Source organism: Pseudomonas sp. Irchel 3H3 (genome assembly GCF_900187635.1).
Taxonomy (GTDB): domain Bacteria; phylum Pseudomonadota; class Gammaproteobacteria; order Pseudomonadales; family Pseudomonadaceae; genus Aquipseudomonas.
On the sequence record NZ_FYEC01000037.1, the window covers coordinates 16,325 to 30,290 of the forward strand.

14 protein-coding genes are annotated in these 13,966 nt (G+C 61.7%); 9 read left to right on the forward strand and 5 right to left on the reverse strand.

Features of this window, described 5'->3' with window-relative positions:
- Positions 1–96 precede the first annotated feature (96 nt).
- Positions 97–981, forward strand: a complete 885-nt coding sequence (locus tag CKW24_RS25180; RefSeq protein WP_095171269.1) for a LysR substrate-binding domain-containing protein — start codon at positions 97–99, stop codon at positions 979–981.
- Between the two features lie 19 nt (positions 982–1,000).
- Here the strand turns inward: CKW24_RS25180 and CKW24_RS25185 are convergent, their stop codons facing one another.
- The gene (locus CKW24_RS25185; RefSeq protein WP_095171271.1) at positions 1,001–2,404 is read right to left on the reverse strand and encodes an amino acid permease; all 1,404 of its coding nucleotides are present in this window, start codon (positions 2,402–2,404) and stop codon (positions 1,001–1,003) included.
- Positions 2,405–2,583: 179 nt separating this feature from the next.
- Positions 2,584–3,834, reverse strand: a complete 1,251-nt coding sequence (gene kynU, locus CKW24_RS25190) for a kynureninase (RefSeq protein WP_095171273.1) — start codon at positions 3,832–3,834, stop codon at positions 2,584–2,586.
- Positions 3,835–4,020: 186 nt separating this feature from the next.
- Here kynU and CKW24_RS25195 point away from each other — a divergent pair, with 186 nt between their 5' ends.
- Entirely contained in the window at positions 4,021–4,494 is a 474-nt protein-coding gene (locus tag CKW24_RS25195; protein WP_095171274.1) for an Lrp/AsnC family transcriptional regulator, read from the forward strand.
- A gap of 12 nt (positions 4,495–4,506) precedes the next feature.
- Here CKW24_RS25195 and CKW24_RS25200 read toward each other — a convergent pair whose 3' ends face one another.
- On the reverse strand, positions 4,507–5,520 hold the full coding sequence (locus CKW24_RS25200; RefSeq protein ID WP_095171276.1) for an AraC family transcriptional regulator: 1,014 nt from the start codon (positions 5,518–5,520) through the stop codon (positions 4,507–4,509).
- Between the two features lie 399 nt (positions 5,521–5,919).
- Here CKW24_RS25200 and antA point away from each other — a divergent pair, with 399 nt between their 5' ends.
- From antA to CKW24_RS25220, 4 genes are all read left to right on the forward strand, one after another.
- Entirely contained in the window at positions 5,920–7,308 is a 1,389-nt protein-coding gene (antA, locus tag CKW24_RS25205) for an anthranilate 1,2-dioxygenase large subunit (protein WP_095171278.1), read from the forward strand.
- 2 nt (positions 7,309–7,310) lie between these two features.
- Complete coding sequence (gene antB, locus CKW24_RS25210) at positions 7,311–7,802, forward strand: anthranilate 1,2-dioxygenase small subunit (RefSeq protein WP_095171280.1); 492 nt, start codon at positions 7,311–7,313, stop codon at positions 7,800–7,802.
- Between the two features lie 112 nt (positions 7,803–7,914).
- Positions 7,915–8,937 carry an anthranilate 1,2-dioxygenase electron transfer component AntC gene (gene antC, locus CKW24_RS25215; RefSeq protein ID WP_095171281.1) on the forward strand — a complete coding sequence of 341 codons (1,023 nt, stop codon included), beginning with the start codon at positions 7,915–7,917 and terminating at the stop codon, positions 8,935–8,937.
- A gap of 77 nt (positions 8,938–9,014) precedes the next feature.
- Entirely contained in the window at positions 9,015–10,418 is a 1,404-nt protein-coding gene (locus CKW24_RS25220; RefSeq protein WP_095171283.1) for an amino acid permease, read from the forward strand.
- A gap of 78 nt (positions 10,419–10,496) precedes the next feature.
- Here the strand turns inward: CKW24_RS25220 and kynA are convergent, their stop codons facing one another.
- On the reverse strand, positions 10,497–11,351 hold the full coding sequence (gene kynA, locus CKW24_RS25225) for a tryptophan 2,3-dioxygenase (RefSeq protein WP_095171285.1): 855 nt from the start codon (positions 11,349–11,351) through the stop codon (positions 10,497–10,499).
- Complete coding sequence (kynB, locus tag CKW24_RS25230) at positions 11,348–12,013, reverse strand: arylformamidase (protein WP_095171286.1); 666 nt, start codon at positions 12,011–12,013, stop codon at positions 11,348–11,350. The genes kynA and kynB overlap by 4 nt, the downstream gene beginning before the upstream one ends.
- Before the next feature lie 223 nt (positions 12,014–12,236).
- Between kynB and CKW24_RS25235 the strand changes: the two genes are divergently transcribed.
- The 3 genes from CKW24_RS25235 (at position 12,237) to CKW24_RS25245 (ending at position 13,688) form a co-directional block, all read left to right on the forward strand.
- Entirely contained in the window at positions 12,237–12,812 is a 576-nt protein-coding gene (locus CKW24_RS25235) for an NAD(P)H-dependent oxidoreductase (RefSeq protein ID WP_095171288.1), read from the forward strand.
- 55 nt (positions 12,813–12,867) lie between these two features.
- On the forward strand, positions 12,868–13,239 hold the full coding sequence (locus tag CKW24_RS25240) for a MerR family transcriptional regulator (protein WP_095171290.1): 372 nt from the start codon (positions 12,868–12,870) through the stop codon (positions 13,237–13,239).
- Between the two features lie 104 nt (positions 13,240–13,343).
- Positions 13,344–13,688, forward strand: coding sequence for a cupin domain-containing protein (locus CKW24_RS25245; RefSeq protein ID WP_095171292.1), 345 nt, complete (start codon positions 13,344–13,346; stop codon positions 13,686–13,688).
- The last annotated feature ends 278 nt before the right edge of the window (positions 13,689–13,966 follow it).

Genomic DNA, 13,966 nt, shown 5'->3' on the forward strand with positions numbered 1-13,966 from the left:
GAGAGCGCCGCGATTATTCAGGAAACACGCGTTATCGTTGACGTCCATCGCGAGCAAGCCGCAAGCGGGCGCTCGCTCCTACAGGGTGTCCCACCCATGCATTTCGATCTGGTTGATCTGCGGCTGTACTTGAACATCCTCGAAGCCGGCAACATCACCGCCGGTGCCGCGAGCAGTCATTTGTCACTGGCGGCGGCGAGTGCGCGGATCCGCGGGATGGAAGCTTCGGCGGGCACCGCGTTTTTCCAGCGCGGGCGCCGCGGTGTCAGCCCGACGCCCGCTGGCAAGGCACTGGCGCAACATGCGCGGCTGATGCTGCAACAGGCCGCACACCTGCAACAGGACCTCGCGGAATACGCCAAGGGCGTCAAAGGCCAGGTGCGCTTGCTGTGCAACACCACGGCGATTACCGAGTACTTGCCCGAGTTACTGGCGGATTTTCTGCGCGCTCACCCCAACCTCGACATCGACCTGCAAGAGCTGCCGAGCCTGCGCATCACCCACGCCCTGCATCAAGGCACGGTCGAGTTGGGCATTGTGTCCGATGCGGTGGACACTTCGGGCCTGGACACCCGGCCGTTTCGCGACGATCCGCTGGTGCTGGTCATGCCCCACGACCACCCTCTCGCCAGCGTTCCAGCACCGACTTTCAGCCAGACCCTGGCCCATGAGTACGTTGGGCTCAATGCCCACAACGCGCTGGCGATCTATCTGGAAGAGCAGGCCTTGCACAGCGGGCAACGCATGTCGATGCGCATCCGGGCCGAGGGGTTTGACGGGGTGATGCGCATGGTCGCCCATGGCGCAGGACTGGCGATTGTGCCGCAGGCGGCGGTGCAGCGCTTTGCCGCCGGGCAGGGTTTGAAATGCTGCGCCCTGGATGAGCCCTGGGCGCAGCGCAAGTTGCTGCTGTGCGCCCGCTCGTTCGAGGCCTTGCCGCGTTATGCCAGCGCCTTGCTCGATGCGCTATCCACGGATTGATGATGTAGGAGCACGGGGGTTAGGCGTTTTCGAGATTGGCGGTGGCCGGCTTGGGCTTTCTGAAGAACAGCCCATACACCGCCGATAGGATCAGCAGGAACGGCACGCCGAACACCAGGGTCATCTTGAATGCGTCGGTGAAGTAGGTGGTGATCATTACCGCGGCCATCAACACCAGTCCCAGCAGGGTGCTGTAGGGAAAAAAGCGCATGCGAAAGGACAGCTTTTTCTCACCGTGACGCTGGTGATAACGACGGAAACAGTAGTGGGTGAGGAAGATCATGAACCAGGTGAAAATCGCCCCGAACATCGAGATCGCCATCATCAGGGTGAACGAACTTTCTGGGTACAACAGGTTCAGCAGCGTCGCCAGGGCGATTCCCGAGCTCGACAGCAACAGGGCGTTGAGCGGGATCCCGCTCTTGCTCAGCGCGCCCATTGCCTTGGGTGCGTAGCCACCACGGGACAGGCTGAACATCATTCGCGTGGTGATGTACAACTGGCTGTTCATCGCCGACAACGCGGCAATCAGGATCACGAAGTTCATCACCCCGGTCGCCCCGGGAATGCCGATGGTCTGCATCACGGTAACGAACGGGCTCTGCGCCTGCCCGGCCTGGACCCACGGCACGATCGCCAGCATCAGGGCCAGGGTCAGCAGGTAGAACACCACCAGGCGCACGATGGTCGCGCGAAAGGCTTTTTTCACCGCACGCTCCGGGTCCTCGGCCTCGCCGGCCGCCACCGCGATCATTTCCACGCTCAGGTAGCTGAAGATCGACACGATCACCGCCACCCACATGCCCTGCAGGCCATTGGGGAAAAAGCCGCCATGGGCAGTGTAATGCTGCACCCCGTACTCCGGGTTGCCAGAGCCGAACACCACGTACACCGCAAGGATGATGAAGCCGACGATCGCGCCGATCTTGATGGTCGAGAACCAGTACTCGAAGGTGCCGAAGGTCTTCACGCTGATCGCGTTGAGCACGATCAGCACGCTGGAAAACGAGACGATCCAGATCCACTCCGGCACGTTGGCGAACCAGTACTTCATGTACATCGCCACCGCCGTTACTTCCGTGCCGACCGCCAGCACAATCGCCGCCCAATAGGCGTACCGCACCAGGAACCCGGCCAGCGGGCTGACGTAGAACTCGGCGTAGGCGCCGAATGAACCGGAGGTGGAATGGGCCACGGTCATTTCCGCCAGGCAGCCCATCAACAGCAAGGTAATGATTGCGCCGATCGCGTAGCTCAGCAGCACGCTGGGCCCCGCATAGCCGATGGCGTAGGCGCTGCCCATGAACAACCCGGTACCGATTGCTCCGCCAATGGCGATCATGCTCATCTGCCCCGAGGTCAACTGCCGCCGCAGGCCCTGCTCGCGCTTGGAAATCGTGTCAAAGCCACCGGCTTCGCTCATGTATCTGTCCTCTGGATATTATTTTTTTAGAGCACATCGTCGATCAGACACCGGGGCCCTGTAGGAGCGAGCTTGCTCGCGATGGACGTCAACGATGACGCGTGAATCTGCTTCAACGTGTCGTGCTTACGTTCATCGCGAGCAGGCTCGCTCCTACAGGGATCCGGTGAATCTATGAGTCAGGTCACGCTATGGCGCACCTGGAACTGCGCCTGGGCCCAGGTTTCCTGGTCGAGGATCTCGCCGAGGATCTGCACCGCATCGAACACTTCAGTGAAGCTGGTGTACAGCGGGGTGAAGCCGAACCGCATGATCCGCGGCTCACGGTAGTCGCCGATCACGCCCCGGGCGATCAGTGCCTGAATCACCGCGTAGCCTTGCGGGTGTTCGAAACTGACGTGGCTGCCACGCTTGGCGTGTTCACGCGGGGTGATCAGCGTCAGGTCGTAGGCCGCGCAGCGCTCCTCGACCAACTGGATGAACAGGTCGGTCAGGGCCAGGGACTTGCGGCGCAGGCTGCGCATGTCGGTCTGGGCGAAGATGTCCAGACCGCACTCGACCATGGCCAGCGAGGTGATCGGTTGGGTGCCGCACAGGTAGCGCGCAATGCCTTTGCTCGGCTCGTAGCCGGACTCCATGTCGAACTGGCGGACGTGGCCGAACCAGCCCGACAACGGTTGCGCAACCAGGTCGCAGAGCTTCGGGGAGACCCAGGCAAACGCCTGCGAACCCGGGCCGCCATTGAGGTATTTGTAGGTGCAACCGATGGCGTAGTCGGCATCGGCCTGGCGCAGGTCCACCGGCACCGCACCCGCCGAGTGAGCCAGGTCCCAGATGGCCAGCGCGCCACATTCGTGGATCAGCGCGGTCATGGCTGCCATGTCGTGCATGTAGCCGGTCTTGTAGTTGACGTGGGTCAGCAGCACCACCGCGACGTCCTGGTCGATGGCCTGCGCCAGCGCCTCGGGGGTGTCCACCAAGCGCAGGCTGTAGCCTTGTTGCAGCAGGTCCATCAGGCCCTGGGCAATGTACAGGTCGGTGGGGAAGTTGCTCGACTCGCTGACGATCACCTTGCGCTCCGGTGCTCGACCGGCCTGCACTTTCAGCGCTGCACCGAGCACCTTGAACAGGTTGATCGAGGTGGTGTCGGTGACCACCACTTCATCGTCGCCCGCGCCGATCAGGCTCGCCAGGCGATTGCCCAGGCGTTGTGGCAGGTCACGCCAGCCGGCGCTGTTCCAGCTGCGGATCAAGCCGTCACCCCACTCCTGGGCGATCACTGCCTGGGCACGCTCCAGAGCGGCGACCGGGCGGGCACCCAGGGAGTTGCCGTCGAGGTAGATCACCCCGGCTGGCAGGGCAAACTGTTCACGCAAAGGGGCCAGGGAGTCCTCGGCATCGAGCGCCAGGCAAGCGTTTCTTGTGGTCATTGTCGGTCCTGTTCTTTAAGTGGCATGCGGCCGGCGAGCACCGATTTCCGGAGGTTTTCGCACTTGCACGATGAGCAAATAATGAACGAAGGCTTGCAGAATTTTCGTGCAAAGTGCGAGGTCATATAGTAGTTATCTCGAAGATTATTCGAATCCAACCGATAAAAACGCGGATTTATTCAAACCATGAATCTCGACTCCACAGACCTGCGGATCCTCCATCACCTGCAGCAGGATGGGCGCATCAGCAACCAGGAACTGGCGGAAAAGGTCTCGCTGTCACCCTCGGCCTGCCTGCGTCGTTTACGCCTGCTGGAGAGCGAGGGAATCATCACCGGGTATCGCGCCGAACTGAGCGCCGAGCGCCTGGGGGTGGAGCTTGAGGCCATTGTCCATGTGTCCCTGCGCCAGGACACGGAGGACTGGCACGAGACCTTTATCAAGAAGGTCCAGTCGTGGCCGGAAGTGGCCACCGCCTACGTGATCACCGGCGCCAGCAACTACGTGCTGCGGGTGCAGGCGCGCAACCTCAAGCACTTCTCGGATTTCATCGTCAACAAGCTCAACCGCACGGCGGGGGTCACCGATATCCGCTCGGAAATCGTCCTGCAGAAGATCAAGGAGCGCGACGACCTGCTCGACCTGGTCGCGCGCAAGTAGCCCGGCAACAGCTCACAGCCCGCGCATGCGCCGGGCTTCGTTGCGCTGCACGGTCGCGCTGGGGGACTCGTCGAACAGCTTGCGGTACTCGGCGGAAAAACGCCCCATGTGGGTAAAGCCCCAGGCCATGGCAACCTCGGAGATATTGCGCGCCTGACCATGTTCGAGCAGGTCCTGGCGCACTGCATTCAAGCGGTGTTTTTTCAGGTAGGCCATGGGCGACAGAGCGAAGTATTTGCGAAACGCCTCGAACAGCTTGAACCGCGACACCCCCGCCGCGGCCTCGATGTCCTCCAGGTGCAAGGCTTCGCGGGCGTTGTCGTGGATGTACTGCTTGGCCCGCACCAGGTAGTGCGGCACCTTCACCCCCAGCACCCCGCGCAGCTCCTCGGAGTAGTTATTGGGCTGGGCGAGGATCAGGCCCTTGATCAACGAGCTTTCGATGTCGCGGGTGAAGGTCACCTGGTCAAACAGCGAGCTGCTGCGCTCAAGCTCCGCAATGAAATAGCGCGCCATGCGCCACCACGCGGCCGATGCGCCATCCACCGCATCCATCAACGGTTCAAAGCGCAGCGGTGCGTCGAGCGGACGTTGCAGGATGCCTTCCAGGGACTCGCTCATGGCCGCCCGGGTGATCACCACCTGGACCTTGCGGCAGTCGCCGGAAATCGCCAGCACCTGGTTTTCGTTCGGTGAAATGATCACCCCCTGGTCACGATCCGAGCGCAGCAGGCTGCCGTTCTTGCGCAGTTCCTGCTCACCCACCAGCGGCAGGCTGAGGCTGTAGCTGCTGAAGTGCTCGGCGTCTTCGATATCCACCGTCACGTCGGTGCCGTACTCGATGGTACCGAGGGTGGTGGCCATCGACTTGAAGACATTGGCACTGTGGTGAAAACGGATCCGCTCGGGGGTGGCGGTTTCCAGGCGATGAGGGCCACAGATACCGGACATCCAGGTCCTGGCCCCTTCAAGGTCATAGTGATCGATACGAATATCGCGACTCTGCGGATCGGCTTTGCTACTCATCACGGCACACCCACGGCAATATTTTTTCAGTGCACTCTGACGGCGCACCTCTGGTTTGGACGGAGCAAGTTCCAGACCACTCGACCCGCTCCCTGAGTCGATGGATAGCAATCGCCGAATAAGCGGATAACCCGGCGCAGCAGAGCAGGATAGTCGCCCTGGCACAGTCCTCCAAACTGGGCAAAACAGTACCTCAATGCTGCCGGTTGAGGCAGCCGTTCATCGTTTGGGGCGCAGCGATGGGTATTCGCTGCCCAGGTGTTACCCGCACCCACTGCCCGTTGTCGGCCCCAGCGGATTTTGTGGATTGCCTTCGTCGAGTAACCGGATAGACCCTGCCCCGCCCCGCTCTCTCTAATGTGCGCACCGATTAGCTTGAATAAAAAAAGGCGCAGACCCATGAGTGGCGAGAAAAACCTCGAGCAGTGGAAAACGTTTATCGAAGGTTGTCTGGACTTCCGTCCGGTGGAGGGCGTGTTTCGCATTGCCCGGGAGATGTTCACCGAACCGCAGCTGTTCGACCTGGAAATGGAGCTGATCTTCGAGAAGAACTGGATCTACGCCTGCCACGAAAGCGAGCTGGCCAATAACCACGACTTCGTCACCATGCGTGCCGGACGCCAGCCGATGATCATCACTCGCGACGGTGACGGCCAGCTCAATGCACTGATCAACGCTTGCCAGCATCGCGGCACCACCCTGACCCGGGTCGGCAAGGGCAACCAGTCGACCTTCACCTGCCCATTCCATGCCTGGTGCTACAAAAGCGACGGTCGCCTGGTCAAGGTCAAGGCCCCGGGCGAGTACCCGGAAGGCTTCGACAAGGCCACTCGCGGCCTGAAGAAGGCGCGCATCCAGAGCTACAAGGGGTTTGTGTTCATCAGCCTCGATGTGCAGGGCAGCGACAGCCTGGAAGACTTCCTGGGTGACGCCCGGGTGTTCTTCGACATGATGGTCGCGCAGTCGCCCACCGGCGAACTGGAGGTGCTGCCCGGCAAGTCGGCCTACACCTACGATGGCAACTGGAAACTGCAGAACGAGAATGGCCTGGATGGCTACCACGTCAGCACGGTTCACTATAACTACGTGGCCACGGTGCAGCATCGCCAGCAGGTCAACAGCGAAAACGGCAGCGCCGGCGGCAGCACCCTGGACTACAGCAAGCTCGGTGCCGGCGATGCCAACACCGATGACGGCTGGTTCGCCTTCAACAACGGGCACAGCGTGTTGTTCAGTGACATGCCCAACCCCTCGGTACGCTCCGGCTACGCGACCATCATGCCGCGCCTGATCGAAGAACACGGCCAGCAAAAGGCCGAATGGATGATGCATCGCCTGCGCAACCTGAATGTCTACCCGAGCCTGTTTTTCCTCGACCAGATCAGCTCGCAGTTGCGCATCATCCGCCCGGTGGCGTGGAACAAGACCGAGATCATCAGCCAGTGCCTGGGGGTGAAAAACGAGTCGGACGCCGACCGCGAAAACCGCATTCGCCAGTTCGAGGACTTCTTCAACGTCTCCGGCCTTGGCACTCCAGACGACCTGGTGGAGTTCCGTGAAGCCCAGCGCGGTTTCCAGGCACGCCTGGAGCGCTGGAGCGATATCTCCCGCGGCAGCCATCGCTGGGCCACAGGCGCCACGCCCAACAGCGAGGCCATCGGCATCTCTCCAGCCATGACCGGCACCGAGTTCACCCACGAAGGGCTTTACGTCAACCAGCATGCCAACTGGCAGAAGTTCCTGCTCGACGGCCTGGACAAACAATCCCTGAAGCTGCGTGAGGTGTGACCATGAATGCGCAATTGCAGTATCAGATCGAGCAGTTTTTCTACCGCAAGTCCGAGTTGTGCGACGCCAAGGACTGGGACGCCTACCTCCAGCTGTTCGCTGAGCAGAGCGAGTTCCACCTGCCGCAATGGGACTCCGAGCACGTCTACACCCAGGACCCCAAGCGCGAGATGTCGCTGATCTACTACGCCAACCGTTCTGGCCTGGAAGACCGGGTGTTTCGCCTGCGCACCGGCAAGGCCGCCTCGGCCACGCCCATGCCGCGCACCCTGCACCTGATCAATAACGTGCGGATCAGTGAGCTGCCCCAGGGCGAACTGGAGGTGCGCCTGAACTGGCACACCCTGTTCTACCGCCTGGCCACTTCCGAGCAGTTTTATGGCAATGCCACCTATCGCCTGACGCCGCACAACGACAGCTGGCTGATCACCCGCAAGCACGTGCTGCTGCTCAACGACGCCATCAACTCGGTGCTCGACTTCTACCACTTGTGACCTGTAGCAGCTGCCGAGCCCACGAGGCGCGCCAATCCCCAAGGGCGGTCCTGCGGACACGCAACGCAGCCTCGCGGGCTCGACAGCTGCTACGGCTTTTTTGGAGTTGTGAATGAACCATAAGGTCGCGTTCAGCTTTGCCGACGGCAAGACCCTGTTCTTTCCCGTGCAGGCCAACGAAATACTGCTCGATGCCGCGCTGCGCAATGGCATCAAGATTCCCCTGGATTGCCGCGAAGGGGTCTGTGGCACGTGCCAGGGTCGCTGTGAATCCGGCGATTACAGCCAGGACTATGTGGATGAGGAAGCCCTCTCCAGCCTGGACCTGCAACAGCGCAAGATGCTCACCTGCCAGACCCGGGTGAAGTCCGATGCCGCCTTCTACTTCGACTTCGCGTCCAGCCTGTGCAACGCCGCCGGGCCGGGCCAGCTCAGCGGCACCGTCAGCCAGGTCACCCAGGTCTCGGCCAGCACCGCGATCCTGCACCTGGCGCTGGAGCCCGGCGCACCGCTGCTGGACTTCCTCCCGGGGCAATACGCACGGCTGCTGATTCCCGGCACCAGCAGCAAACGTTCCTACTCGTTCGCCAACCGCCCCGACGCCAGCAATCAGCTGCAGTTCCTGATTCGCCTGCTGCCGGACGGCGCCATGAGCAACTACATCCGCCAGCGTTGCCAGGTCGGCGATCGCATCGAACTGGAAGCGCCACTGGGGGCGTTTTACCTGCGCCACATCACCCGGCCACTGGTGCTGGTGGCCGGCGGCACCGGTTTGTCGGCGCTGTTGGGGATGCTCGACGAAATGGCCGCACGCGGTTGTGATCAGCCGGTGCACCTGTACTACGGGGTGCGCGATGCAGCCGACCTGTGCGAGTCCGCGCGCATCCGGGCCTACGCCCAGCACCTGCCGGGATTTCGCTACACCGAGGTGGTCAGCGAACCCACGCCAGCCTGGACCGGCAAGCGCGGCTACATCGCCGAGCACTTCGATGCCAGCCAATGGCGCGACAGCGCCGCCGACATGTACGTCTGTGGACCACCGCCGATGGTCGAGTCGATCAAGACCTGGCTGGCGGCGCAAAGCCTGGAAAAGGTGCAGCTTTATTACGAAAAGTTCACCGAAAGCAACGTCTGACGCTCACAAACGGGCGGTAATTGAATAAGCTGTCGGGGTGCAACACAGCCGGACCAAAACAACTAGAAGGTAACCAGATGGCGGATGAAATACAGCAACAGGGCACACTCAAGCGAGGGCTGAAGAACAGACATATCCAGCTGATCGCCTTGGGTGGTGCCATTGGCACAGGGTTGTTCCTCGGCTCCGCAGGTGTACTCAAGTCAGCGGGCCCCTCGATGATTCTCGGCTATGCGATTGCCGGGTTCATCGCTTTCCTGATCATGCGCCAGCTCGGCGAAATGATTGTCGAGGAACCGGTCGCCGGTTCTTTCAGCCACTTCGCCCACAATTACTGGGGCGGGTTTGCCGGTTTCCTGTCCGGCTGGAACTACTGGGTGCTGTACGTGCTGGTGGGCATGGCGGAGCTGACCGCCGTCGGCAAGTACATCCAGTTCTGGTGGCCGGAGGTGCCGACCTGGGTCAGCGCGGCGGTGTTCTTTGTGCTGGTCAACCTGATCAACACCATGAACGTCAAAGTGTTCGGCGAGATGGAGTTCTGGTTCGCGATCATCAAGGTCGTGGCCATCATCGGCATGATCGCCCTCGGTTGCTACATGCTGTTCAGTGGTACCGGCGGCCCGCAGGCCTCGGTGAGCAACCTGTGGGAACACGGCGGGTTCTTCCCCAATGGCACCACCGGCCTGCTGATGGCGATGGCGTTCATCATGTTCTCCTTCGGTGGCCTGGAGCTGGTGGGCATCACCGCTGCCGAGGCCAGCGAGCCGCGCAAAGTGATTCCCAAGGCGATCAACCAGGTGGTTTACCGGGTGCTGATCTTCTACGTCGGCGCACTCACCGTGCTGCTCTCGCTGTACCCTTGGGACCAACTGTTGCAGACCCTCGGCGCTTCCGGCGATGCCTACAGCGGCAGCCCGTTCGTGCAGATCTTTGCCTTGATCGGCAGCGACACGGCGGCGCAGATCCTCAACTTCGTGGTCCTGACCGCGGCGCTCTCGGTGTATAACAGCGGCGTCTACTGCAACAGCCGCATGCTCTACGGCCTGGCCGAACAGGGCGATGCACCCAAGCAGTTGATGAAGCTGACCAAGCAAGGCGTGCCACTGCTGGCGTTGAGCGTTTCGGCGCTGGTCACCCTGCTGTGCGTGGTGGTCAACTACGTGGCACCCCACGGTGCGCTGGAGCTGTTGATGGCCCTGGTAGTTGCTTCGCTGATGATCAACTGGGCGCTGATCAGCCTGACGCACTTGAAGTTCCGCAAGGCCATGCACCTCAAAGGCATCGTCCCGGGCTTCAAGGCATTCTGGTCGCCCTACACCAACTATCTGTGCCTGGCCTTCATGCTCATGATCGTCTGCGTGATGCTGGCGATCCCGGGCATACGGGCGTCGGTGTTCGCGATTCCGGTCTGGGTCGCGATCCTGTACGTGGCCTACCGCATGCGGGTTGCCCGCACACGAGCGCTGTCGGTCGCGCGATAACCGTCAGCCAATAAAAAGCCCCGGCATTCGCTGAATGCCGGGGCTTTTTACTGTCTGCGTAAACCACAATCCCTGTGTTCAGAGGGTGGAGCGCACGCGCCACAGTTCAGGGAACAGCACGGTGTCGAGCATCTTGCGCAGGTAACCCACGCCTTCGGTGCCGCCGGTGCCTGGCTGGAAGCCGATGATCCGCTCGACCGTGGTCACATGGCGGAAGCGCCACTGGCGGAACGAGTCTTCGAGGTCGATGAACTTCTCGGCCAACTGGTACAGGTCCCAGTATTGCGTAGGGTTCTTGTAGACCACTCGCCAGGCGGCTTCGACCGAGGCGTCATGGGCGGTTGGCTGGGTCGGGTCGCAGGTCAGGCGCTGCGGGTCGATCGCCAGGCCGGCGCTGACCATCAGGCGAATCGCCTCGTCGTACAGCGATGGCGTGGCCAGCGACTGCTGCAGTTCGGCCAGAAGTTCCGGACGGTGGGCATGGGGGCGCAACAGGGTGGCGCTCTTGTTGCCAAGGATGAATTCGATCTCGCGGTACTGGAACGACTGGAAGCCCGACGACTGCCCGAGAAATGGCCGGATCGCGTGGTATTCGGTGGGGGTCATGGTCGCCAGCACGGTCCAGGCATGCACCAGTTGGTCGAAGATCCGCGACACCCGCGCCAGCATCTTGAACGCTGGCGGCAGCTCGCCCAGGCGCACGTGTTCACGGGCCGCCTTGAGTTCGTGCAGCATCAGTTTCATCCACAGCTCGGATGTCTGGTGCTGGATGATGAACAGCATTTCGTTATGGTCCGGCGACAACGGGTGCTGGGCGCTGAGAATCCGCCCCAGGTCCAGGTAGTCGCCGTAGCTCATGGAGTCGGAGAAATTCAGCTCGGCGTTATGCCATTCGTCTGTCTGGTTGCCCGGGGAATAGGGACATTGGCTCATTGCGCAGGCTCCTCAAGTGGCGATGTATTCAGCGGACGCAAAATCGCCCGGACCGGGCTGGCGTCAAGATTGGCAAAGCGCAGCGGCAAGGCGATCAGTTCGTAGTCACCTTCCGGCACGTCATCGAGGACGATCCCTTCGAGGATCGCCATGCCATGGCGAGCGACGGCGTTGTGCGCGTCCATGGTCTTGGATTGTTGCGGGTCGAGGGACGGTGTATCGATACCGATCAGGCGCACGCCGAGGCTGGCCAGCAGGTCCACGGTGTCCTTGGCCACGGCAGTGAAGTCCGGGTCCCAGGCGGCCAGCGGTACCTGGCGGTAGGTGCGCAACAGCACCCGCTCCGGCAACTGTTGCAGACGCCCGGCAAGCTGCTCGGGCTGCACCAGGGCGCCGCTGTCCAGGCAATGCAGGACGCGGCACGGGCCCATGTAGACCTCCAGCGACACCTCGCCGATGGGCGCACCGTCCGGGCTGTAATGCAGGGGCGCGTCGACGTGGGCGCCGGTGTGCGGCGACAGGGTAATGCGCCCGACGTTGACCGGGCACTCGGGACCGAACGTCCAGACCCGCTCTTCCTGGAAGGGTGTATCACCCGGCCAGGTGGGTGTCGCGGTGCTCAAGGGTGGGCTGATGTCCCACCAGGATGGTGTTTTTTTCATTGTTCAAATCTCGGCTTGCTCACGCGTGAATGATACGAGCGAAACCCCTGAACTTTCTTGCGAAAAACTTCGGCATTCAGCAAATGTTTCGCACTTAATGCTAAAAAACTGCCGTTTTTCCGATAGAAATTTCACGCCGTGCCACCCCTATTCAACGCTGCCCTTGACTCTCCCCCGTGGGGTCGACTTTATCCTCGCGCCTCGACTATCGCGGGGTAAGCACATGAGCAAACGGATACTGGTGATTCTCGGCCATCCTTCGAGCCAGAGTTTCTGCGGCGCCCTCGCCGATCACTACGTGCAGGCGGCCCGGGAGGCCGGGCATCAAGTGCGCGAGCTGCGCCTGGGTACCTTGAGTTTCGACCCGATCCTGCGCGAAGGCTACCAGCAGGTCCAGCCACTGGAAGCCGACCTGCTCAAGGCCCAGGAGGACATCACCTGGGCCGAGCACCTGACACTGGTCTACCCGATCTGGTGGGGGGCCATTCCCGCGTTGCTCAAGGGCTTTTTCGACCGGGTGCTGCTTCCCGGCTTTGCCTTCAAGTACCGCCCGGGCAAAGCCTTTCCGCAAAAGCTGCTGCAGGGGCGCACCGCCGATCTGTTGGTGACCATGGACACCCCGCCCTGGTACTACCGCTGGGTGTATCGCATGCCCGGGTTGCACCAGGTGCGCAAGACCACCCTGGCGTTCTGCGGCATCCGCCCGCGCACCACCCTGACCTTCGGCCCGCTGCTGAACTCGACCGCACGTCAGCGCCAGACCTGGCTGGCACGCGCCAAGGCTATCGCTCAGGGGTAAGTCTCAGGGATAATCCGCCGCGTTATCCGGGACATCCACGAAAAAGGGACTTTTCATGTACATCGGTAAAGCGGCGAAACTGTCCGGCACCACCATCAAGAGCATTCGTCACTACGAAGACATCGGCCTGTTGCCGCCTGCCCAGCGCCAGGGCAAGTACCGCATCTACGACCAGCAGAGCGTCGAGTTGCTGAGTTTCATCAAGTGCGCCCAGCAACTGGGTTTCAAGCTCAAGGAAATGCAGGCGATGTTCGAGCCGCACCGTGGCCAGACTCCGCCCTGGAACCTGGCGCACCAGGCGATCACCGACAAGAAGCGGCAACTGACCGACACCATCAAGCAACTGACCCGCCAACACCAGCAATTGAGCGCGTTGCAGGCCAGCCTGGCCCAGGTGCAGGACCAGTGCACACTGGAGCGGGTCTGAGGCGCAGCGCGTTTCTGGGCAGCTGAGTGTCGAGCACAGACAACTGAGCCTGCGCCGGGCGCTATAGGGTGGGACTTCATTCCTGCCCAACGCCCGGAGTCAGCATGTCCCAACCCATTACCGTCCTTCGTGATACCCACCCGTTACCAGTGCTCGACGCCTGCAAATGGGAAAAGCTCGAAGGCGACCCGCACACCGTCAACCTCAACGCCTACACCAGCGAGGATGGCAGCAAGATCATGGGCACCTGGATCTGCACGCCAGGCAAATGGCGAGTCGACTATGTGAAGTGGGAGTACTGCCATTTCCAGGAAGGCTACTGCGTGATCACCCCGGACGGCATGGCGCCGATCCATCTGCGTGCGGGTGACATCTTTGTGGTCGAGCCGGGGATGAAAGGCACCTGGGAAGTGGTGGAGACCGTGCGCAAGTACTTTGTGTTTGCTTGAGCATTGCATCCGGTAATGGGTGCAAAACCACTGTGAGAGCGGGCTTGCCCGCGAATGCGCCAGCACCGTCAACGTTGATATTGACTGTGCCGGCCTCTTCGCGGGCAAGCCCGCTCCCACAGGTTTTTATGCGTATGCGGGATCTGTGTGTACCACAGATCCAATGTGGGAGCGGGCTTGCCCGCGATGGGGCCGGCACAGCCAGCATTTACGGCCACTGACACACCACCATCCCTGGCAAGCCCGGACCCACAGGCTTTTGTGTGTGTGTGGCGGTG